At 50.7% G+C, this 23,768-nt stretch carries 18 protein-coding genes; 17 read left to right on the top strand and 1 reads right to left on the bottom strand.

All coding sequences use genetic code 11. The features are described from left to right. The 11 genes from V5J77_RS16895 (at position 1) to V5J77_RS16845 (ending at position 11,425) form a co-directional block, all read left to right on the top strand. Positions 1–471, top strand: a complete 471-nt coding sequence (locus V5J77_RS16895; protein ID WP_338556879.1) for an N-acetyltransferase — start codon at positions 1–3, stop codon at positions 469–471. Between the two features lie 509 nt (positions 472–980). Continuing rightward, positions 981–2,006, top strand: a complete 1,026-nt coding sequence (gene hrcA, locus V5J77_RS16890) for a heat-inducible transcriptional repressor HrcA (protein ID WP_338551985.1) — start codon at positions 981–983, stop codon at positions 2,004–2,006. A 40-nt stretch (positions 2,007–2,046) separates the two neighbouring features. After that, entirely contained in the window at positions 2,047–2,601 is a 555-nt protein-coding gene (grpE, locus tag V5J77_RS16885; protein WP_338551984.1) for a nucleotide exchange factor GrpE, read from the top strand. 64 nt (positions 2,602–2,665) lie between these two features. After that, on the top strand, positions 2,666–4,495 hold the full coding sequence (dnaK, locus tag V5J77_RS16880) for a molecular chaperone DnaK (protein WP_338551983.1): 1,830 nt from the start codon (positions 2,666–2,668) through the stop codon (positions 4,493–4,495). Positions 4,496–4,898: 403 nt separating this feature from the next. Further along, entirely contained in the window at positions 4,899–6,026 is a 1,128-nt protein-coding gene (gene dnaJ / locus V5J77_RS16875; protein ID WP_338551982.1) for a molecular chaperone DnaJ, read from the top strand. 133 nt (positions 6,027–6,159) lie between these two features. Next, complete coding sequence (locus V5J77_RS16870) at positions 6,160–6,354, top strand: hypothetical protein (RefSeq protein ID WP_338551981.1); 195 nt, start codon at positions 6,160–6,162, stop codon at positions 6,352–6,354. A gap of 213 nt (positions 6,355–6,567) precedes the next feature. Continuing rightward, positions 6,568–7,566 carry a 50S ribosomal protein L11 methyltransferase gene (gene prmA / locus V5J77_RS16865; protein WP_338551980.1) on the top strand — a complete coding sequence of 333 codons (999 nt, stop codon included), beginning with the start codon at positions 6,568–6,570 and terminating at the stop codon, positions 7,564–7,566. Further along, positions 7,563–8,237, top strand: a complete 675-nt coding sequence (locus tag V5J77_RS16860) for a site-2 protease family protein (protein WP_338551979.1) — start codon at positions 7,563–7,565, stop codon at positions 8,235–8,237. Before prmA ends, V5J77_RS16860 begins: the two co-directional genes overlap by 4 nt. Before the next feature lie 432 nt (positions 8,238–8,669). Then, a complete protein-coding gene (locus V5J77_RS16855; RefSeq protein WP_338556877.1) occupies positions 8,670–9,449 on the top strand; it encodes an RsmE family RNA methyltransferase in 780 nt (259 codons plus the stop codon). Positions 9,450–9,453: 4 nt separating this feature from the next. Beyond that, positions 9,454–10,884, top strand: coding sequence for a tRNA (N(6)-L-threonylcarbamoyladenosine(37)-C(2))-methylthiotransferase MtaB (mtaB, locus tag V5J77_RS16850; RefSeq protein ID WP_338551978.1), 1,431 nt, complete (start codon positions 9,454–9,456; stop codon positions 10,882–10,884). A gap of 109 nt (positions 10,885–10,993) precedes the next feature. After that, positions 10,994–11,425 (top strand): NUDIX domain-containing protein, encoded by a 432-nt coding sequence (locus tag V5J77_RS16845; protein ID WP_056029360.1) that lies wholly within the window; start codon positions 10,994–10,996, stop codon positions 11,423–11,425. Between the two features lie 22 nt (positions 11,426–11,447). Here V5J77_RS16845 and V5J77_RS16840 read toward each other — a convergent pair whose 3' ends face one another. Further along, complete coding sequence (locus V5J77_RS16840; RefSeq protein WP_338551977.1) at positions 11,448–12,422, bottom strand: Na/Pi symporter; 975 nt, start codon at positions 12,420–12,422, stop codon at positions 11,448–11,450. A 112-nt stretch (positions 12,423–12,534) separates the two neighbouring features. Between V5J77_RS16840 and V5J77_RS16835 the strand changes: the two genes are divergently transcribed. From V5J77_RS16835 to V5J77_RS16810, 6 genes are all read left to right on the top strand, one after another. After that, positions 12,535–13,914, top strand: a complete 1,380-nt coding sequence (locus tag V5J77_RS16835; RefSeq protein ID WP_338551976.1) for a class I SAM-dependent rRNA methyltransferase — start codon at positions 12,535–12,537, stop codon at positions 13,912–13,914. A gap of 153 nt (positions 13,915–14,067) precedes the next feature. After that, on the top strand, positions 14,068–17,655 hold the full coding sequence (gene addB / locus V5J77_RS16830; RefSeq protein ID WP_338551975.1) for a helicase-exonuclease AddAB subunit AddB: 3,588 nt from the start codon (positions 14,068–14,070) through the stop codon (positions 17,653–17,655). Continuing rightward, on the top strand, positions 17,630–21,544 hold the full coding sequence (gene addA / locus V5J77_RS16825; RefSeq protein WP_338556875.1) for a helicase-exonuclease AddAB subunit AddA: 3,915 nt from the start codon (positions 17,630–17,632) through the stop codon (positions 21,542–21,544). The genes addB and addA overlap by 26 nt, the downstream gene beginning before the upstream one ends. 86 nt (positions 21,545–21,630) lie before the next feature. Beyond that, on the top strand, positions 21,631–22,248 hold the full coding sequence (locus V5J77_RS16820) for a hypothetical protein (RefSeq protein WP_338551974.1): 618 nt from the start codon (positions 21,631–21,633) through the stop codon (positions 22,246–22,248). A gap of 140 nt (positions 22,249–22,388) precedes the next feature. After that, positions 22,389–22,733, top strand: a complete 345-nt coding sequence (locus V5J77_RS16815) for a histidine triad nucleotide-binding protein (RefSeq protein WP_338551973.1) — start codon at positions 22,389–22,391, stop codon at positions 22,731–22,733. Between the two features lie 43 nt (positions 22,734–22,776). Next, complete coding sequence (locus V5J77_RS16810) at positions 22,777–23,706, top strand: polysaccharide deacetylase family protein (RefSeq protein WP_338551972.1); 930 nt, start codon at positions 22,777–22,779, stop codon at positions 23,704–23,706. Positions 23,707–23,768: the final 62 nt, after the last annotated feature.

Here is a 23,768-nt window from a genome sequence, read left to right as displayed (position 1 = left end):
ATGGACAGCTTGCAGGCAGTGTGCAGAAAAGCAACCAAAGATGATGTTGACGTATTGTTTGATTTAATTCAAGGCTATGCAGAGAAAGGGATCATGCTGCCCCGTACCCGGTATATGCTTGAGTATTCGATAAATTCTTTTATTGTAGCGGAAGTAGGCGACCAGGTAGTCGGCTGCGGCTCACTGACGAAGCTCGGCGATAATTTGGTGGAGATCCGGTCACTGGGGATGTCGGATGGCTACAAGGGTCTGGGCATAGGCAGCAAGCTCGTTGACGGCTTGCTCGCTGCGGCGAAGGAACAGGGCATTACGAAGGTAATGGCGCTGACGTATGAGGTCGCTTTTTTTCTGCGGAATGGGTTTACGGTCGTCGATAAAGAAATTTTCCCGGAAAAGGTATGGACCGATTGCGTCAATTGTCCGAAGCAAAATGCTTGCGATGAAATCGCTGTGCTGAGAGAGCTGGAATAGCGGCTTGTACTTCCATTACTAAAATTCGTTCTTGCCAAGTGACAGCTTCTTGCTGCTCGCTTCAGGGACATGTTTCATTCACAAAGATATAAAGATACAAAGATGCAAGGTGACACGAAGGCAGTCCTATAGGACACACCAGCCGCTAATTTATTATAATTGCTGCTTTGGCTTAGGTTGCGGACTCATGCGCCGCTAATGTGTTACCTATCGTCATTTTGAGTAAATAATGCAGGCAATAGTGGATCTCCTGTCCGCTTAAAGCCAGAAATGGGATCGAAATTCAAAATAGCGGAAGCTCAGTCCATAAAAAAGGAAGCGATCCCTTGTCTAAACCCACCCATAGCTGGATACTTGACCTAAATAAGTGGCTAAAAATAAAATAGGCTAACTAAAAATGCCAAACTCACTTGACAATGCTCAAGCGGGTTTGGTATTTTTGTATTAACGATTAGCACTCAATCAAGACGAGTGCTAATGACAAAGCCGATGACTTGGAGGGAATGCGCATGTTGACGGATAGACAACGAATGATTTTAACAGCTATCGTAGATGATTATATCCGCTCGGCCGAGCCGGTCGGTTCACGCAGTATTTCTAAGCGCGGTGATGTTGGCTTCAGCCCGGCTACCATTCGTAATGAAATGGCGGATTTGGAGGAGCTTGGTTTTCTGGAGCAGCCGCATACGTCGGCAGGACGGATTCCTTCTACTAAAGGCTACCGCTATTATGTCGATCATCTCATGAGGATGGAAGAGCTCGATGATGCGGATATGACGAAGGTTCGTTCTTTTTTCACTGAGCAGATGAGCCAGATGGAGCAGGTTATTCAGCATGCAGCATCTATATTATCCAGCCTGACGAATTACACGTCGATTTTGCTGGGACCGGAGCTGTTCAATACATCGCTGAAGCATTTCAGCCTTGTGCCGCTGGATGAGCGTTCTGCGGTTGCCATCATTGTCACCAATACAGGGCGCGTCGAGAATCGCACGATTACGCTGCCGTCTGAGGTGAAGATGGAGGAGCTGGAGAAGGTCGTCCATATTTTGAATACGAAGCTTGTCGGCATTCCGTTAGTTCGCTTGAAATCAAAGCTTTATCTTGAGGTCGGTCAGGAGCTTGAGCGTTACGTTGATCATTGCGAGGAAGTGCTGAGCGTACTGGATCAGGCGTTGCAGCCGGATAACGATCATCGCCTGTTTCTAAGTGGAACGACGAACATGCTGACGCAGCCGGAATTCAAAGATGTTGACAAGGTAAAAACGATTTTGGATTTGCTGGAAGAAACGCCAGCTGTGATGAAAATGTTTTCCTCCTTGCCTTCAGGCATACAAGTGCGCATTGGGACGGAAAATGATAATCTGGCGATTGCCAGCTGCAGCTTGATTACCGCTTCTTATTCGGTTGACGGACAGCCGCTCGGTACAATCGGCATTCTTGGTCCCACGCGGATGGAGTATGGCAAGGTAATGAGCTTGGTGGATATGATTTCTAAGGATATGGCTGCATTTTTGGCCCGCTGGTATAAATGATGAAGCTATGCTTTAGCGGCATTTGAAGGAGGTGAATAGGGTGAGTAAAGAGCAACAAAATGATGTGGTTGAGGAGCTAGTGGCAGACGAGACTGTCGAATCGCAAGAAACGGCTGAAGCTGGACAAGAAGAAGCTGAAGCAGTGGATGCGCGTTATGCAGAGCTTGAGAAGCAGCTTGAAGAGAGCCAGCAGCGCTACCTTCGCACACAAGCGGACTTTGACAACTTCCGTCGTCGTTCCATTAAGGAAAGGGAAGAGCTGGCGCGTTATGCGTCGATGAAGCTCGTTACAGAGCTGCTGCCGGTTGTTGACAACTTCGATCGCGCTACTGCAGCTGTTTCCGTTAATGGTGACGTAGAGGCGCTTGCGAAAGGCGTGGACATGATTTTCCGCCAATTGCTACAAACGCTGGAGCAGGAAGGTCTCACGGCGATGAATGTCGTTGGAGAAGCTTTTAACCCTGACTTCCATCAGGCGATTATGACGGTGGAATCCGATGAATATGAAGAAGGAATTATTGTGGAGGAAGTTCAAAAAGGCTATATGCTGAAGGAGAAGGTTCTCCGTCCGGCAATGGTTAAGGTGAGCGGCTAACCGATATTTTCCTTTGATAATAGAAGGCTTGAAATGAAGAACCATTATAAGGAGGAAATTCACGATGAGTAAAGTAATCGGTATCGACCTTGGTACAACAAACTCTTGCGTTGCAGTAATGGAGGGCGGCGAAGCTGTCGTTATTCCTAACCCGGAAGGCAGCCGTACAACCCCTTCGGTCGTTGGCTTCAAAAAAGACGGCGAGCGTATCGTCGGTGAAAGCGCGAAGCGCCAAGCGATCACTAACCCTGACCGCACGATTATTTCGATCAAGCGTCATATTGGTACAAACCATAAGGAAAGCATTGATGGCAAAGATTATTCGCCACAAGAAATTTCCGCAATCATTTTGCAAAAGCTGAAGTCCGATGCAGAAGCTTACTTAGGTCAAACTGTAACGCAAGCCGTTATTACGGTTCCTGCTTACTTCAACGACAGCCAGCGTCAAGCAACAAAAGATGCTGGTAAAATCGCAGGTTTGGAAGTTCTTCGTATCGTCAACGAGCCGACAGCAGCAGCTCTTGCTTACGGCCTTGAGAAAACAGAAGATCAAACGATTCTTGTTTATGACCTTGGCGGCGGTACATTCGACGTATCGATCCTTGAGCTTGGCGATGGCTTCTTCGAAGTTAAAGCAACAAGCGGCGACAACAAGCTGGGCGGCGACGATTTTGACCAAGTCATTATCGATCACCTTGTAGCTGAATTCAAAAAAGAGCAAGGCGCAGACCTTTCCAAAGATAAAGCGGCTGTACAACGTTTGAAGGATGCTGCTGAAAAAGCGAAGAAAGAATTGTCCGGCGTTATGTCGACAACGATTTCCCTGCCGTTTATTACTATGGTAGATGGTGTTCCTCAGCATATGGAAACGAACCTGACTCGTGCAAAATTTGAAGAGCTGGCAGCTGACCTCGTAGAGCGCACGCTGAAGCCAACTCGTCAAGCGCTGAGCGATTCCGGTCTATCCGCAAGCCAAATCGACAAAGTCGTTCTTGTTGGTGGTTCGACGCGTATTCCTGCCGTTCAAGAAGCGGTTAAAAAACTAATCGGCAAAGAACCGCACAAAGGCGTTAACCCGGATGAGGTTGTTGCTTTGGGCGCGGCTGTTCAAGCAGGCGTATTGACTGGCGATGTGAAGGACGTTGTATTGCTTGACGTTACTCCATTGTCCCTTGGTATCGAAACAGCAGGCGGCGTCTTCACGAAAATGATCGACCGCAATACAACGATTCCAACGAGCAAATCGCAAGTTTTCTCGACTTATGCTGACAATCAGCCAGGCGTTGAAATTCACGTCCTGCAAGGCGAGCGCGAGATGGCAGCGGGCAACAAAACGCTGGGTCGTTTCACTCTTAGCGATATTCCTCTTGCACCGCGCGGCGTACCGCAAATCGAAGTTACTTTTGACATCGATGCGAACGGTATCGTTAACGTATCTGCACTGGATAAAGGTACTGGAAAAAGCCAAAAAATTACAATCACTTCCTCAAGCGGTCTGAGTGACGAGGAAATTGAAAAAATGATGAAGGATGCCGAGCTGAATGCGGAAGAAGACCGCAAACGCCGTGAGCTTGTAGAAGCGAAAAACAACGCTGACCAACTCGTATACTCGGTAGACAAAACGATTAAAGATCTTGGCGATAAAGTAGCGCCAGAAGAAATCGAAAAAGCAAACGCTGCGAAAGAAAAAGTAACGGCTTCGCTTGCTACCGATAATCTTGAAGAAATTAAAGCAGCTTCTGATGAGCTGACTGAAATTGTTCAACAGCTTTCCGTGAAGCTGTATGAGCAAGCGGCTGGACAGCCGGGCGCAGAAGGCGAACAGCCAGAAGCAGCAAAAGGCAAGGACAATGTGGTTGACGCTGACTACGAAGTAGTTGACGACAAAAACTAAGCTTGTAAGCGCGGAAGAGGTCAAGGACAGGGCTTCCCCCTGTCTTTGACCTTGTTCCATGATTGAAGTATATAAAAAAAGCTTCGACGAGAAGTTGAGACGAAGCTATAATTTTTTAAAAAGGATAAGTTGAACGAAAGAAATATTATGAAGCAGGGAGTAACGGAGAGAAAGGTTGGAGCTGGAGAGAGCTACAGCTTTTCGTAGAAAAGCAGCTTTGTAAGCATAAGCCTAGCGTCCGCCTTTGTTTTCGGATTTCAACCTCTAAAGGGGTCAAAATTCAAGAAATCAGAAAACAACAGCGGCCGAAAGTCCAACCTTTATCGCAGTGGCGACCACGGCGCACATACCACTTTCTTTCGTCAAGCTTATCCAACACATTTATGGGCGGAGGTGATACCGTTTGTCAAAAAGAGATTATTATGAGGTTTTGGGTTTAGGCAAGGATGCTTCAGCGGATGACATTAAGAAATCGTACCGTCAGCTTGCGCGAAAGTATCATCCCGACGTCAACAAGGCAGCTGATGCCGAAACGCAGTTTAAGGAAGTTAAGGAAGCTTACGACGTGCTGAGTGACGATGGCAAACGCTCAACCTACGACCGATACGGGCATGTTGACCCGAATCAGGGCATGGGCGGCGGAGCTGGCGGTTTTGACGGCGGCGGCTTTGGCGATATTTTTGATATGTTCTTTGGTGGCGGCGGTGGCCGTCGTGACCCGAACGCGCCGCAGCGCGGCAGCGATTTGCAATATACGATGACGATTGATTTCAAGGAAGCGGTATTCGGCAAGGAAACGGAAATTACGATTCCGCGTACCGAGAATTGTGATACCTGTAGCGGCTCTGGAGCGAAACCAGGAACGAAGCCGGATACTTGCTCCGTATGTAGCGGTACTGGTCAGCAGGAGGTTGTACAAAATACGCCGTTCGGCCGAATGGTCAACCGTCGTGCTTGCTCTAACTGTAGCGGAACGGGCCGCGTAATCAAAGATAAATGCGGAACTTGTCATGGCGCAGGCAAAGTGAAAAAACAGCGTAAAATTACTGTTAAAATCCCAGCTGGCGTTGATGAAGGGGCACAAATCCGTTTGTCCGGCGAAGGTGAGGCTGGTCAACGCGGCGGTCCTGCGGGCGATTTGTATATCGTTATTCGCGTAAGAGCACATGAGTTTTTCGAACGTGAAAACGACGATATTTATTGCGAGGTTCCTCTTTCCTTCGTTCAGGCAGCGCTTGGTGATGAAATCGAAATTCCGACGCTGACGGAGAAAATCAAGTTGAAAATTCCTGCCGGCACCCAGACGGGCACGTATTTCCGCCTGAAGGGCAAAGGCGTTCCAAAGCTGCGCGGATATGGACAGGGCGACCAGCATGTTAAAGTAACGGTCGTTACGCCGCAGAAGCTGACGGATGAACAGAAAGAATTGCTTCGCCAGTTTGGCGGCGTTTCAGGCTCCGCTCCGGCAGAAACAGCAGAAAATCACGAGTCGATTTTTGAACGGATGAAAAAGGCGTTCCGCGGCGAATAAGCGCGGATCGTCTTTTTTTCTGGAGGCTTGTGAAAAAATGAATAATAATGGCGCTGGTTTTCCATTCTATCGAAGTAGGAAGCAGGGCGGTGGATTGCCGCTTATCTATACGAAGAAGGAGGCTAGGCCTATTATGGCTGATCAACACGTACGTGCTGTATTTGAGCATTCTGAGGCGGCACAAGGAGCGCTGCGCAAGCTGCAGGCGCTTCGTGTAGATGGACAGGCAGACAGTTCGGCACTTACCGCGATACTTGAAGAGCATATCAAGGACAGGGCACTTCGCCTAATTGAGGATGCTGGCGGAATTATGGAGCTATTGATGTAACCAGGCCATGTATAGCCAGTTATGGCATTTGCAGGCGGAGAGGACAGGGAAAAGCAGCCTGTCCTCTCTTTTTACTATGCACAAAAGAGGATTTAATGGCTGGTAAGGCTGTGAAATAGCAGGTTTATCGCATTTTCAAATACATATTTTGTGCATCAATGCGGATTGGTGTACAATAGATGTTAGTTTTTCACACTGGAGGCGTAGAAGCAAATGAAATGGCATGAACTTACAATCTCGACGACGGAGCAAGCGATTGAGATGATTTCTAATTTTTTGCATGAGCGGGATGCGGACGGGGTTTCCATTGAAGAGTCCGGCACGCTGAACAAAGAACGGGACACGTCCCTCGGTCAGTGGTATGAGACACCGCTGAATGATATTCCGGAAGGACAGGCCGTTATTAAGGGGTATTTTGCAGAAGGAACAGATATTGACGCTTTGAAGGCTGAGCTTGTAGCACCGATTGAGCAACTGCGCGAATTCGGCATTGATCCAGGCGATTATGAAATAACGTCGCAAATGGTAGATGAAGAGGATTGGGCGACGGCCTGGAAGCAATATTTTAAGCCGCTTAAAGTATCGGAAACTCTAACGATTAAACCGACCTGGGAAGAGTACGAAGCTGGGCCAAATGAGAAAATCATTGAGCTTGATCCAGGCATGGCATTTGGAACAGGAACTCATCCGACGACCTCACTCTGCTTGCAGACACTGGAATCTGTCATTAAGGGCGGCGAGGAAATCATTGATGTGGGCACAGGCTCAGGCATTTTAGCAATTGGTGCTTGCAGACTAGGAGCAAGCCGTGTGCTTGCGCTTGATCTTGACCCTGTGGCTGTGTCGAGTGCAACGGAAAATGTTCGCTTGAACGGCCTTGAGCAGCAAGTGGAAATTAAGCTTAGCGACCTGCTTGGCGTTTTAGGCGGCAAAGGGGCGCGCGGCGCTGTAGGCTCTAACGAAACCACGGCCGTTTCGGTGCCCGTCGATCTGGTCGTTGCGAATATTTTAGCAGAAATTATTATGCTGTTTATTGATGAGGTTTATGAAGCATTGAAACCGGGCGGGCTATATATTTCCTCCGGCATTTATAAAAACAAGGAAGAGCTTGTCCAGCAAGGGCTTGTAAAGGCCGGCTTTATCGTGGAGGAAACACGCCGCAATGAAGATTGGATTGTGTTCGTAGCACGCAAGCCACAGGTAACGGAATGAGTATGGAAGGTTGGTTTGCTTATCCGACAGCTGAATTGCCGTTTGCTGTGCTTGTGCTTATTATTGCCTTCACCGTGCACGAGTTTGCGCATGCCTACACAGCCTACAAGTTCGGTGACAATACAGCTTATGATGCAGGCAGGGTAACGCTGAATCCGCGCGTTCATTTGGATGTGCTGGGGATGATTTTAATTTTGCTTGCAGGCTTTGGCTGGGCCAAGCCTGTACCGGTAAACCAGAATCGTTTTAAGCATCCACGCTTAATGGGCGTTATTGTGACAGCGGCAGGTCCGCTTAGCAACTTTGTGCTCGGGCTGCTTGGCATCATTCTTTATTATGTCAGCATTAAGACAGGACTGTACCATATGGGCTCCATTGGCGTACAGGATGCTCTGCAAGTATTTTTCTCTTATTTCATATCGCTTAACTTTTTACTGTTTATTTTCAATTTGATTCCATTGCCGCCGCTTGACGGCTACCGGATCATTCAAAATCTTGTACCGCTTAAAGTCGGCTATAAAATGGAGCAAAACATGCAATGGGGCATTATTATTTTCCTGCTGCTGTTGTTTATTCCACCGCTTCGCGCGGTGACCATTAGCCCGATTCTTAATTTTTCGCAGAAATTGGCAGCCGATTTTATGAGCTTGATCGGCGGATTGTTTATTTAATATTTCTCGGAATGAAACGCGCTGCACCGCCGGAGGATGGCGTATGCCGTTTCACCTTGAAATTTAAGGATTTATAAGTTTAACATGTATAAATGGGCTTATATTTCTCGGAATGAAACGCGCTGCGCCGCCGAAGGAAGGCGTCTGCCGTTTCACCTTGAAATATAAGGATTTATAAGTTTAACATGTATAAATAGGCTTATATTTCTCGGATTGAAACGCGCTGCGCCGCCGAAGGAAGGCGCTTGCCGTTTCACCTTGAAATATAAGGATTTATAAGTTTAACATGTATAAATGGGCTTATATTTCTCGGAATGAAACGCGCTGCGCCGCCGGAGGATGGCGTCTGCCGTTTCACCTTGCATGGCACGGTTTGGTCATGGATTTTCGACATCAAAACATGCTATTATGAAGGATGGTTATGTAGACGATATGCAGCGGTATTTTATAGCAAAAGAGCAGTTTGCAGGTGAAGAGGTCCGCTTGCTTGGCGAGGATGCTTTCCACGCTGTGCGCGTCATGCGGATGAAGGCAGGCGATACGTTTATAGCAAGTGACGGCGAGCAGCGGGTCGTGCTTGCTTCAGTGCGGGAAGCGGCGGCCACCGAAGTTGTGGCGGATATTGCAGAGGAGCTTCCCCAAATTAGCGAGCCAAGCTGGCTCGTTACGATTGCCCAAAGCTTGCCCAAGGGCGACAAGATGGAGCTGGTCATCCAGAAGTGCACCGAAATTGGCGCCTATTCGTTTGTCCCGTTCCAGTCGGAGCGCATGATTGTGCAATATGACGGCAAGAAGGAAGCCAAGCGTCTAGAGCGCTGGAGCAAAATCGCCAAGGAAGCGGCGGAGCAGTCGCATCGTTGCCGCGTACCTGCTGTAGAGCCGGTACAAAGCTGGCGCGAGCTGGTCAATTCGATTGCTGCCTATGATTTAGTTTTGTTTTGTTATGAACGAGAAGGCGATGCAGCGGAAGGCGTGGGCATTAGGCAGGCGCTGACTAGCTGGCGCTCTATCGAGGGAAACGATACGTCCGCTCCGAGCGTATTGCTTATGGTAGGGCCGGAGGGCGGCTTTACCGAGCGTGAAGCAGATGAGGCAGAAGCAGCAGGAGCCATTATTGTCGGACTCGGCAAAAGGATATTGCGGACTGAAACCGCAGGTATCGTCGGATTGACATGCTTGCTGTATGAAGCCGGAGAAATGGGAGGAGTATAACAACATGCCATCGGTTGCATTTTATACATTAGGCTGTAAAGTGAATTTTTACGACACGGAAGCGATATGGCAGCTGTTCAAAAATGAAGGCTACGAGCAGGTCGATTTCGAAGCGACCGCTGATGTTTATTTAATCAACACCTGTACGGTGACCAATACAGGCGACAAGAAGAGCCGCCAAATCATTCGCCGCGCAGTGCGCCGCAACCCGGATGCCGTTATAGCGGTAACAGGCTGCTACGCGCAGACGTCTCCAGCTGAAATTATGGCGATTCCCGGCGTCGATCTTGTTATCGGTACGCAGGACCGCGAGAAAATCATGACTTTTGTCGATCAAATTCATGCGGACCGCCAGCCAGTCAATGCTGTTCGCAACATTATGAAGACGCGCGAATTTGAAGAGCTGGATGTACCGGATTTTGCCGAGCGTACGCGGGCATTTCTGAAAATTCAGGAGGGCTGCAACAACTTCTGTACCTTCTGTATCATTCCGTGGTCGCGCGGCTTGTCCCGCAGCCGGGATGCACATAGCGTTGTTGAGCAGGCAAAGCAGTTGGTTGCGGCAGGCTACAAGGAAATCGTGCTTACAGGCATTCACACTGGCGGCTATGGCGATGATTTGGATAACTATCGCCTGAGCGATCTGCTGTGGGAGCTGGATCATATCGAAGGGCTGGAGCGTATCCGTATCAGCTCGATTGAAGCAAGCCAGATTGATGAGGCGATGATTGATGTACTGAATCGTTCAACGAAAATGTGCCGTCATCTCCATATTCCATTGCAGGCCGGCGAAAACTCCGTGCTGAAGCGGATGCGCCGCAAATATACGACAGAGGAATTCGCGGCGAAAATCAAGCGTATCCGTGAGGTTATGCCGGGTGTTGCCATTACAACGGACGTTATCGTTGGATTCCCTGGTGAAACGAATGAAATGTTCGAGGAAGGCTTCCGCTTTATGGAGGAGCTGGGCTTCTCGGAAATGCACGTGTTCCCTTACTCCAAACGTACGGGTACACCGGCAGCGCGTATGGAAGATCAAGTTGATGAAGAAATTAAAAATGAACGCGTCCACAAGCTGATCGACTTGTCCGAGCGCATGCAGCTTGCTTACGCACAGAAGTATGTAGGCGCTGTGCTTGATATTATTCCAGAGCGCGACTACAAGGGGGCACCAGGAACGGGGCTTGTTATGGGGTATTCCGACAATTATATTCAAGTTGTATTCAACGGCTCCGAGGATTTAATCGGCAAGCTGTGCCGCGTTAAAGTAACCGAAGCTGGCGTGAATGAATGCCGTGGTCAGCTCGTGCGAGTGCTGGAAGGCGGTGCTTCGGCACTTCGCGGCTCTGAGACGCATAGCTTTGTGTTGGAGCTGGATAATGAGCAGGGTCAGGAAGCTGCTGTTCATACAAATGCAGAAGCAATGAGAGTATAACAAAGGCCATCCAATGTGCGAGAATTTCGGTCGCTGGCTTCGCTTGGAGGAAGCGGCTGGAATTTTCGCAATTGCGATATGATGTCAATCAGGCAAGGGGGAAACAGGTGTGAAGGAAATATCAGCAGGAGGCGTCGTCTACCGCCGCACGGAGGAAGGCAAGCTGCAAATTCAGCTTATTCAGGATCGTTATGGCAAAGTGTCGCTTCCCAAAGGCAAGATGGAGGCAGGCGAAACCGTTGAGCAGACCGCATTGCGGGAAATTGCTGAGGAAACGGGGCTTCAGGGCAATATCATAGCACCTATTGACCAAATTAAATATCAGTATCAGCATGACACCTATGGTACGGTCGATAAAGAGGTTCACTATTACCTGGTTGAAGCCATCGGCGGCGATTTGCAAGCTCAAGTAGAAGAAATTCGCGGAGTGGATTGGTTTGAGCCGCTTGATGCATGGAGACGCCAGAAGCAATCCGGCTATGATAACAACAATCGAATCGTCTCTGGCGCATTAGAGCTGCTCGGCATACCATTTACATAGCTTACAGTGCAGGGGTAGAGGTTTAGTTTGGGTGCTGTGCCCGTCGCAGTATTGGCAAATAGCATAGCGGCAGCGCAAGCAGCGAGCTAAAAATATTAAACAGCGTTTGCGCATGTGCAATTTGCGCTGCTGGAGCCGCGGTCAGCCAGACAGATAGTTCCGCGAGCAGGCCGACAAACGGCATAAACAGCAGCGCGCCTCCGACATTCAGCGTTATATGGGCGAGCGCAACGAATTTTCCCGCGCGCGATCCGCCAATGGAGGCCAGCAGTGCTGTGACGCAGGTGCCTACGTTTGCGCCTAGTACAACGGCAATGCCAACCTCTAGCGGCATCGCTCCAATTGCGGCAAAACCCATAATAATGGCAATGACAGCCGTGCTGCTATGCACGGCTGCGGTTAGCACCGCACCGGCGGCCAGCCCCCACCAGAGGCTGTCCGCCGTTTTGCTCATAAACCAGTCAAACATGGCGCTTTGCTGAATGTCCGGGCCAACGCTTTGCATCATCATCATGCCGGCGAGCAAAATGCCAAAGCCGAGCGTAGCAACGGAAGCGGAACGAATCGTGTTTAGCCAATTGCCCGTCCTTAAGGCGGGAATAAGCTGTAGCTCCCCAAGCAGTGCGGTCAGCAGCCAGGCGGAGACGGAGAAAATGAGCAGCGGCATTGTAAGACGCTCAAGGCTAAGCCCAAGCAGCTCCGTCGTCAGGCAGGTGCCGATGTTAGTGCCAAGAATGATGCCAAGCGTTCTCCGAAAGGTGAGCAGCCCAGCATTGACGAGTCCTATAGAGATGACGGTGACGGCTGTGCTGCTCTGAAGAAAAGCAGTAGAGATGGCGCCAGCCGCCAATCCGTGAATGGGCGTAGCGGTAAAACGCTGCAAAATACGATTCAATTGTGTGCCGGCAAGGCGATGCAGCGCCAGCTCCATCAGCTTCATGCCGCTCAAGAATAGTGCAAAGCCGATTGCAATCGGCAAAATAATAGATTGAAGCATGGGCTGAATCTCCTTTTCTAAAAACGAGTGACAGATGTACCCATACATATATGCAAAAAGCATGACAAGCATGACAAGCATGACAAGCATGAGAGAGGTTGGTTTTGCCATAATGACGAGAGCAAAGATAGCGCTGCAGCGCGGACGCAAAAAACGTTTGGAGCAGGGCCACCCATGGGTATATGCAAGCGAGATTGATAAAATGGAAGGCAGCGCGGAGCCGGGTGGCTTGGTTGACGTAGTCAGTCATCAAGGACGTTACCTAGCAACGGGCTATTGGAATCCTAAATCGCAAATTACGGTGCGTATTATTTCGTATAAGCAGCTGGAGGCGATGGATGCTGCGTTTTTCCGCGAGCGTTTCCAGCTTGCGAAGGAGCATCGCAGCCGTTTTGTGCCGGATCAAGATTGCAGGCTTGTGTACGGAGAAGCTGATTTTTTGCCAGGTCTGACCGTTGACCGCTTTAATGATGTGCTAGTCATTCAATTGCTGACACTGGGCATGGACATTCACCGCGAGGCGATCATTGAAGCGCTTATTCAGGTGTTTGAGCCGCGCGGCATTTATGAGCGCAGCGATGTTGGCGTCAGACAGCTGGAGGGATTAGAGAAGCGCACAGGCGTGCTGTACGGGGAATGTCCACCGATTTTGGAAATCGAAGAAAATGGTCTTAAGCTTGAGGTTGATATCGTAGAAGGCCAGAAGACCGGCTATTTCTATGATCAGCGTGAAAATCGCGCCTCCATCGCTCCGCTTATGAAGGGCTGGGGCCTGCGCAGCGGCATTAAGCTTGTGCCTAAGCCTTCTGAGGATAGCAGCGCAAGTGCAAAGACAACGGGGGAGCTCGTTCCAGTCAATGCAAATGGCAAAGAAGTGACCTTCCCTTACTGGGACGGCGCTACGGTGCTGGAATGCTTTGCGCATACGGGCAGCTTTACCCTGCACGCTTGCAAATACGGGGCGAAAAAAGTGACGTGCTTGGACATTTCCGAGCATGCCATTGATACGGCGCGCCGCAATGTGGAACGCAACGGCTTTACCGATCGCGTACAATTCGTTGTAACCGACGCTTTTGATTACTTGAGACTGCAAACGAAGGGGCTGGAGGAGCGTCTGGAGCGCAGCCGCGCAGGCACGGATACGTCCAAGCCGATTAGCGGAGGCGGCCAAACCTGGGACGTTGTCATTTTGGACCCTCCAGCGTTCGCCAAAACAAAAAATGCGGTAGCAGGTGCTGTCCGCGGCTATAAAGATATTAACCTGCACGGCATGAAGCTGGTGAATGAAGGCGGCTATTTGGTAACGGCAAGCTGCTCCTACCATATGCGTCCTGATTTGTTTCTGGAGACGATCCAGGAGGCCGCAGCTGATGCAGGCAAGCTGCTTAGGCTTGTGGAATGGCGAGCGGCAGGCAAGGATCATCCGCAGCTGCTTGGCGTAACAGAAGGGCATTACTTGAAATTTGCCATCTTTGAGGTGCGCAGCAAATAACGAAAAACCTCTTGAACGGCGAGCATGCTTTTTACTCGTTCAAGAGGTTTTTTTGCCACCAATTTAAGAACGTACGTTTGAAGTGGCCGTGAAAAGTGGCTGAGGGTATGGTAGTATGGTTGATAATAGAACGGTAACGGAAGGTAGGGCTGCATGATGCCGCTTCAATTAGTGCTTGGCCGCTCGGGAGCGGGAAAAACGACATATTGCCATGATGCGATTCGCGACAGGCTGAGCGCAGACCCGGATGGGGCTCCGCTTATTTTGCTCGTGCCCGAACAGGCGACCTTCCAGTCCGAGTACACGCTGCTTCGAGGTAGCGGCTTACAGGGAATGATTCGGGCGCAGGTGCTGAGCCTTCGCAGGCTTGCTCTTCGCGTCATGCAGGAAACGGGAGGAACAGCGCTCATTCCAATTGGCGATGAAGGCAAAAATATGCTGCTTTACAAAATCGTACAGCGGCTAGGCAATCAGCTGGAGCTATTCGAGCATGGAGCGGGCAAGCCGGGCTTCATTGAGCGTCTTGGAGAGCTGTTGGCCGAATGGAAGCGTTATGGCATTAATTCCGCGATGCTTGCAGAGCGCATGGAAGAGGCGGCTTCTGATCTCCAGGACTCAGCCTTGCTGAAGCGCAAGCTGCATGACTTGCAGCTTGTATATGAGAAGCTGGAGACCGAGCTCGCTGGGCAATATTTGGATTCGGAGGATTATTTGGCTCATCTGTCAACGGGGTTGTCGGAATTTTCAACGATTCGGGACACGGAAATTTGGATTGATGGGTTTAATGGCTTTACGCCAAAAGAATATGTCGCGCTTAGCTCGCTTATCAGCAGGGCGAAGAAGGTGACGATTACGCTTAAGCTGAATCGAACCTATGCGGATGGAGAGCGGCCAGGAGAGCTGGATTTGTTCCATCCTACAGCGAATGCTTATGTATTGCTGAGGGAAATGGCGGAGGGCTTAGGAGTTGAAATGCTGGAGCCTATTATGCTAGGTGGGCTTGCAGGTACGGCAAACGATGGTGGCGCAGTGGCGGGCAGATTCAGCAGCAGCCCTATGCTGGCTCATTTGGAGCGTCACTACGGGGGCCGGACCCAAATGGCGCTTTCAAATCCGGCTATGCTGGATGCAGCCAGTCCATTATGCGGCTTGTCGCTGCATGCGGCAGCAAATCGGCGAACCGAGGTGGAGCTGCTGGCGCGAGATATGCTGCGCCGGGTAAGGGAGGATAGAACGAGCTGGCGTGATATGACGGTTATGGTGCGGAATATGGGTGATTACAGCGACTATATGGAAGCTATTTTTCAAGAATATGAAATCCCCTATTTCCTTGATCAGAGGCACACGACCGTTCACCATCCGCTGGTCGAGTTCATTCGCTCGGCGCTTGAGACGGTGCTGCATAATTGGAGCTATGAGGCGGTGTTCCGCTGCATTAAGACGGAGCTGCTGTTTCCGCTTGATGGAAGCATTCCTCGTGATCAATTTGATTGGCTGGAAAACTTCGTTTTGGCGGCGGGCATTGACGGCTGGAAGTGGCTGGATGAAAAAAGATGGCGTCCATTCATTGTTGAGTCGCTTGAGGAAGAACAGAATGCAGCAGCCAATACGCCATCCATTCGTGCGAAGGCGGAGTTCGAAGCAGTTATGGCGGCGCGGGGCGTAATTGTCCCGCCCTTGCAGCAGTTTGGCAAAGAGCTGGAGAAGGCTTCGAATGTCACCATGATGTGTGAAGCTTTATACCGCTTGCTTGAGCAAACGGGGGCGGCGGAGCGGCTGGAGCGCTGGAGCCGGGAGGACAGTGCGGCTGGGCGTGTGCAGCGCTCACGCGGTCATCGCCAGTTGTGGGATGGGGTCATGAATTTGCTTGACCAATTGGTCGAGCTCGTCGGTAATGAACCGCTGTCTCCTGATATATTTGTTGGCATGCTGGAGACAGGCTTGGAAAGCCTGAAATTAGGAGCCATTCCGCCTGCTCTCGATCAGGTGCTGGTAGGCAGCATGGATCGGACGCGTTCCGGGCAGGTGCAGATCTGTTATGTGCTGGGAGCCAATGATGGCATCATGCCGACGCGTTTTCAAGAGGATGGCGTACTGACGGATCAGGAGCGGGAGAGGCTGGCTGAGGAAGGCTTGGCAATGGCGCCTGGCGTCAAGCGAAGGCTGCTTGATGAGCGCTTTCTGATTTATAGTGCGCTCACAACGCCGAGCCGCCATTTGTGGATGAGCTGGTCAGAGGCTGATGAAGAAGGGAAAAGCCTGCTCCCATCCGAAATTATCAGGCAGGTAAGACAGCTGTTTCATGGGCTGCCGATACAGCAAGTGCAGGCCGAGCCTACGCCGGCTATGTCTGTAAAGGAGCAAAGGGAATATATCCAGCACCCAGAGCGAGCTTTGTCTTACTTAATAACAGAGCTGCGCGCTTGGAAGCAGGGCAACGAAATTGCTCCTTTTTGGTGGGAGCTTTACAATTGGTTCGCAGTACGTCCGCAATGGCAGGCAAAGCTTGCGCTGCTTGTGAAATCGCTTGGATATGTGAATCAGGAGGAGCTGTTGACCGCTGATACGGCACAGCAGCTTTATGGCGTGCGCTTGAGGGCGAGTGTCTCGAGAATGGAGCGCTTTGTGTCTTGCCCTTTTCAGCATTTTGCCATTCATGGGCTGAAGCTGCGCGAGCGCAAAATGAACCGGCTGGAGGCGCCGGATGTGGGACAGCTGTTTCACGCTGCGCTCAGCCGATTGGCTGGAGAGGAAGGGCTTGGCCACGCCTTCGGCTCGGCTTCCGAGCGTGAAATCCGCGCGGCGGCGGTTCATACGGTGGACGAGCTAGCACCGAGGCTGCAATCGCAAATTTTGCTGAGCAGCGGCCGATATCGTTATATTGCCCGCAAGCTTAAGGAAATTGTAGCGCAAGCGGCCATTATGCTTAGTGAGCATGCCCGCCGGGCGGCGTTCCAGCCAGTCGGTCTGGAGGTTTCTTTTGGGCCAGGCGGAACGCTGCCGCCGCTTATCATTCCTTTGCAGGATGGACAGTCCATGGAAATAATCGGACGAATCGACCGAGTTGACGCTGCGGATACGGAGCAGGGTCTGCTGCTGCGCGTGCTGGATTACAAGTCTAGCGTGACCCAGCTGCGTCTGGAGGAAGTGGCCTTTGGGCTTTCCCTGCAAATGCTGACTTATTTGGACGTATTAGTGACGCATTCTTCCGGCTGGCTTGGAAAGCAGGCATCGCCCGCAGGCGTGCTTTATTTTCACGTGCACAATCCGCTGCTTGCGATGTCGAATCAAATGCCGGAAGCGAAAATCAAGGCAGAGCTGCGCAAGCGCTTCAAGCTGAGAGGGCTCGTTACGGCAGAAGCAGAGGCGGTGCGCCTCATGGATAATCAGCTGGAAACGGGTCACTCCGAGCTATTGCCTGTTGCGCTTAAGAAGGATGGAGCTTTCTACAGCAGCTCCTCGGTCGTAACGGACAAGCAGTGGGACATTTTGCGGGATTCCGTCAGGAGGACGATTAGCGGAATTGGCTCGGAAATCAGCTGCGGTAAAGTATCAATTGAGCCTTACAAGCTTGGGACAAAAATACCGTGCCAATATTGTGATTATAAAGCGGTTTGCCAGTTCGATCCGCTGTTTGACGGCAATGAATATGTGCGGCTTCGCAAGCCTTCAACAGAAGAGCTATGGCAGCGGCTGGAGAAGGGAGAAAGCAACGATGACGGAAGTGATAAAGGCCATTAAGCCAGAAGGCAGCACCTGGACCGATGAGCAGTGGAGCGCCATTGTAACGGAAGGCTCCAACATCCTTGTAGCTGCTGCTGCTGGCTCTGGCAAAACGGCTGTGCTGGTGGAGCGCATCATTCGCAAAATTTCTTCCTCGACCGATGTGGACCGCTTGCTCGTTGCGACTTTTACGAAAGCGGCAGCTGCGGAAATGAAGGAGCGGATTCGCCTAGCGCTGGAGAAGGAGCTGGATCGCCAGCCAGAATCTGAGCATTTGCGGCGTCAGCTCGCACTGATGAACAGGTCGTCGATCACGACACTTCATTCCTTTTGTCTCGATGTTATTCGCCGTTATTATCCGCTGATTGGGCTTGATCCCGGCTTTCGCATCGCCAATGAGACAGAGAGCGAGCTGCTGCGGATGGAGGTGCTGGATCAGCTTTTCGAGGAAAAGTATGACGAGGCTGATGCCGATTTTGGCGACGGCGGCGCTTTTCTGGCGCTGGCGGATCGACTGGGCGGAGAACGCGGCGATGAGCCGCTGTACAAGCTCGTACAGGATCTGTATGCTTTCGCGCAAAGCCATCCATGGCCTGAAGCGTGGCTGCGTGAAACGGCTCAAAGCTTTAATCTGCAAAATGCAGCTGAGCTTCAGCACAGCAGCTGGGTTGCCAGCTTGCGGGCCGATGTGGAGCTGGCGCTTGCCGGTGCGGAGTCGCTGCTGCGCAAGGGGCTTGATTTAACGCGCGAGCCTGCTGGGCCAGCGCCTTATGCTGCCAATTTCGAGGAGGATCTGGCACTTGTCCATATGCTCAAGACTGCCGTACACGGAAGCCCTTGGGAGCAATGGTTTGAGCCGTTCCATTCGGTGGAATTTGGAAAGTTAAAGGCGATGCGCGGCGACGAATATGACAAAACACTGCAAGAGCAGGCGAAAGATTTGCGGGATGGTGCCAAAAAGCTGCTCAGCACATTAGCCGATGAGCTGTTCGGACGGACACCGGAACAGTTTTTGGAGGAGCTGCGGGAGCTGGCTCCATTAATGGCAGCGCTGAGCGAGCTCATTATTGATTTTGGCAAAAGGTATGAGGCAGCAAAACGGGAGAAGGGGCTGCTTGATTTTGGCGATCTGGAGCATTATTGCCTGCGTATATTGCGTACGGAACACTCGTCCGTAGAGCAGACCTTGCCTTCAAATGCGGCGCTAGAATACCAGAACCAATTCGATGAAATTTTGCTTGATGAATATCAGGACATGAATATGGTGCAGGAAGCGATTGTAACGCTTATCTCAAGACCTGGAGCGGGGAACCGTTTTATGGTTGGCGATGTGAAGCAAAGCATTTACCGCTTCCGGCTTGCGGAGCCCAATCTATTTATGCATAAATACAAAAGCTACGCCGTACAGACTGCCGCTTCGGGCATGGATGAAGCGGATAAAGAAGCTGCAACTCCTGCATCGTCAATAGCTCAAGCTGCTGCTTCCGATGACCAATCAGCAGGCTTGCGCATTGATCTGGCGCGCAACTTCCGCAGCCGACAAGAGGTAGTTGACGGCGTCAATGATGTATTTCGCGGCATTATGCGTGAGTCCGTAGCCGAAATGGATTATGATCAGCGCGCAGAGCTTGTATGCGGCGCTTCTTATCCAGCAGCAGAGGAAACGGGTGCATACGAAGTAGAGATGATTGTCATTGATAAGGCTGGCTCTGTCGTTGTGGAAGATACAGTACAGCCAGAGGATGAGGAGGAGGGGCAAGATGCTGCTGAGTCTGCGGAGGATTTGCAGACAGCCCAACTGGAAGGCCGGCTGATTGCCCGTAAAATCCAATCGCTTATGGACAGCGGCTATCGCGTTTATGATGGCAAAAGCAAACGGAGCCGTCCTTTGGAATGGCGGGATATCGTGATTTTGCTGCGCGCGACATCGCAGTGGGCGCCTATTATCATCGAGGAGCTGCAAGCTGATGGAGTACCTGCTTATGCCGAGCTAAGCAGCGGCTATTTTGATGCCATTGAAGTGCAGACGATATTGTCCCTGCTTCGTGTCATTGACAATCCGTATCAGGATATCCCGCTCGCAGGTACGCTGCGCTCTCCTATTTTCGGCCTCAATGCCGAGGAGCTGGCGCTCATAAGAATTGAAAAGCCCGGTGTCAGCTATTTTGAAGCGCTGCTAGCTGCCGAAGGCAGCCTGACGCTTCCAGAGGCGCTGCGCCAGAAGCTGACCCAGTTTCTCGCGCAGCTGGAGCGCTGGCGCAGCGAGGCCAGACAGGGAGCACTCGCTGACCTCATTTGGCGTATTTACCGTGAAACCGCCTATTATGATTTTGCTGGCGGTCTTCCTGGCGGCACGCAGCGCCAAGCGAATTTACGCGCCTTGCATGACCGTGCTCGCGGCTACGAGGCCACCTCTTTCCGGGGCTTGTTCCGGTTTTTGCGTTTTGTGGAACGAATGCGCGATAGCGGAGGGGATCTTGGCACGGCAAGGGCGCTCGGCGAACAGGAAAATGTCGTCCGTATTATGTCGATCCACAAGAGCAAAGGGCTGGAGTTTCCCGTCGTGTTTACGGCAGGTCTCGGCAAGTCATTTAACCAGCAGGATTTGCGGAGTGCTTTTTTGCGCCATAAGCAGCTCGGATTTGGACCGCGATTTGTCAATCCACAGCAGCGTGTCAGCTATCCGACATTGCCATTTCTAGCCATCCGCCGCAGGCTGCGCATGGAAATGCTGGCTGAGGAAATGCGGATTTTATATGTGGCTCTCACCCGTCCAAAGGAAAAAATGTTTCTGGTCGGTACGGTTTCAGATGCAGCTAAGAAGCTGCCGGGCTGGCTGGCAGCTGTTGATGCAAGCGGCAGCATACCAGATTTTAAACTGGCATCGGCATCGACTTTTTTAGATTGGCTTGGACCGCTCGCCGCATCAAGCTTTGAGAAGCAGGATACAGAGGAAATAAATCAGCTAACCGGCATGACAAGAATGGAATGGCGAGCAGGCTTTGTTGCAGCGGCATTATTCAGCAGTGAAGCAGCAGCAGCTCTCCAGCCAAATGAGGGTCTTGAGGAGAGGGAGCTGCGGCTGCAAGGCGTTCTTTCGCTGGCGCAGCTAGAGCTGCAGCCGGAGGAGCAGGACAGCGAGCTATGCGAGCGAATGGATTTTCATTATTCTCAGCTAGCTGCAACACTTTTGCCTGCCAAAACGTCTGTTACTGAGATCAAGCGTCTTCATGGTGAAGCTCTTACTGACCACGAAGCCGCTCCTTTGTTTGACACGGTTGTCGCAAGTGAGCAAGGTGAAGCGAATAATAGCATGGACCTACAGCGAGCTCCTAGAGGGTCCTTCCGTTTGCGCCGTCCGCGGTTTATGGAGCAGATTTCACTTACAGCGGCGGAGAAAGGCTCTGTCAATCACCTTGTCATGCAGCATATACCGCTTCATGCCACAGTTGACGGGGACGTCGTGATGAAGACGGTCCACGGCATGGTAGAGCGCAAGCTCTTGACACCGCGCCAGGCGGAGGTTATTGATGCCAAGAGCATTGCGGCTTTTTTCGCAAGCCCCCTCGGCTTGCGCCTGCTTGCAGCTGGTGAGGTCAAACGCGAGGTGCCATTCAGCTGCATGCTGTCTGCCTCGCGGGTGCACCCTTCCGTTGCTGACGAAGCAAAGGACGAGCAGATTTTAATTCAAGGCGTGGTGGACTGCGTATTTGAGGATCAGCATGGATTGGTGCTGGTTGATTATAAAACGGATCGGATCATTAATCAGCAATGGGAGGAGGCCGCGGAGCGCCATCGGTTTCAGCTGGAGCTTTATGCGGAAGCGCTTGAGGCCGTTTTGCTTCGCAAAGTTGCCGAATGCCATGTGTTCTTTTTTGATGGCGGCCAGTCGGTGCGACTTCGTTGAAGATGGAGCAGCGCCTTTATGGCGAAGAGTTGCCAATTGCTGTAATTATAAATAGTAAGGCGATTTAACTTTAGGGGGAAGAAAGCGTGTCAGTAGAGCAACAACCGCCGAAGAAAAAGCCGATTGCATTGGCAATCACTATCGTGCTGCTGGTGTGCAGCCTTAATGGAAATATGTTTTTATACTCGCAATATTTGTCCAACATTCAAGAAAAAAAATATGAGACCGGGCAGCGTGTCACAACAGACGCCATCGGCGCCGCAGCATTTTATAATGAGGTATTGCCTGAGCTTGAGAAGCTGGGGAAATCAGCAGAGCTTTTGGAGCGCAATGAGGCCAAATTCAATGCTGGCGCTGCTTTTCGTCATGTGGATCATGTGATAGGTTATTTGAAGGAAGCGCATCAGTATAAGGGCACGGAGTTTGCTAGCGGCAAGCTGGAAGCTTATTTTAACGCAGTACAGCAGTCGCTGGGCAAGGTCGGCGGTCATGAGGGTGCCCTAACGGCAGCCGAGCAGGCTTATCTGACGAAGCTTGGGCAGGCATTCAGCAAGCAGCTGGAAGCAGTAATGGGTTTTAATACAGATGCATTGGAAAGCAGAAGCTTGTCCATTCAAATCGGCAATGGCTACACCAACTGGCTGGAAATTGCGGATAAGCTGGAGCAAGCGATAGGCGAACACACAGATGCCCGGCTGCCATAGCTGCGAGCCGTCAATAAGCGATGCCGCTCCATCTTTTCTCCTATAGGAAGACTGAAGGGATTTGAGGAGGATTGGACGAGCTTTGCTCATTCCGTTATGATGGAATAAGATTGTATAACATAATTTAGGGGGAGTTTTAAATGGATTGCATTTTTTGTAAAATTGTCGAAGGTACATTGCCGTCAACTAAAGTGTATGAGTCGGATACCGTCATTGCTTTTAAAGATATTAACCCGGAAGCGTCTGTACATATTTTAATCATTCCCAAAAAGCATATTGCCACAATGAATGATGTAACAGCAGACGACGATGCTGTAATGGCTGAGCTGTTCACAGCTGCACGTCAAATTGCGATCGAGCAGGGTGTTGCCGAATCTGGCTACCGTTTAATTAACAATGTGAATAGCGATGGCGGCCAAGTTGTGTATCATTTGCATTTCCACTTGCTCGGAGGGCAGAAGCTGGGCCCGCTAAATGCGAGATAAGGCAAAGCTGAACATGCAATAAAGGCTTTTGAAAGGAGTTTGTATGTCCCGTTCCCGAAAATATATCGCTGCCGGCCTATTGTCATTTGTCCTTCTAATCGCCGCCTATGCTACCGCAGTAGCCCATCCAGGTACGGTTGTTACGAAAAAAATCTGCACCTCTTGGGAGTTAGCCAAAAATCGAGCGTTTATTATGACGCACAAGCAAGCAAAACAGCCGCTGCTGGATGCAAAAGCGTTGACGCTGGCGGACAATGCTGAACGGGTACCCGTATTGATGTACCACTACATTGCTCCAAAGGCTGACATTAGCGAGCCGGACAACCATTCCATGATTAGTTTGGAATCGTTTGAGCAGGGGATGGAATATTTGCACACGAATGGCTATAAGACAGCGACGATGGAGCAGCTCGAGAAATATATAAATGGCGAAGGTGTGTTGCCGGAAAAATCGGTCGTTATTACGTTCGATGATGGATATCAAAACAATATTGTTTATGCATATCCTATTTTGAAGAAATATGGTTTTCACGCGACGATGTTTGTTGTTGGAACCCATATTCAGCAAAGGACGGCAGCATTCGATTCGAAAAAAACAAGCTTTCTTTCCACGGAGGAAATGAAAGCGTCGAGCGACGTATTTGATTATCACAGCCACACCTATGATCTACACAAAAAAGGGACGGCGGTTTGCGGCATTGCCTATTCTTCGCTTGCAGACGCCAGTCTGATCACGAATGATATTCACCAGATAAAAGAGCTGGGCATTAACTCGCCTTATTTTGCTTATCCGTATGGTGAGGCGAACACACAGATTATTTATCATTTGCGTGAAAATGGTTACCGGATGGCGTTTTCCGTACGCAGCGGCTTTGCAGAGCCGGGAACCGACCCGATGATGGTTCCGAGGTTGACCGTTACTTCTTCTACGGATATGCGGACGCTGCTTCATCCGGAAGCTATTTTGAAATAATAAGCAAAGGCGCAGCATTCGCATGAGACGCTGGCTCCTAATGAGAAGCGGGAGCCTGCCTT

This window comes from Paenibacillus sp. KS-LC4 (assembly GCF_036894955.1).
Classification (GTDB): domain Bacteria; phylum Bacillota; class Bacilli; order Paenibacillales; family Paenibacillaceae; genus Pristimantibacillus.
Note: the sequence above shows the minus strand (reverse complement) of the source record. Positions and strands in the feature narration are given on the sequence as shown.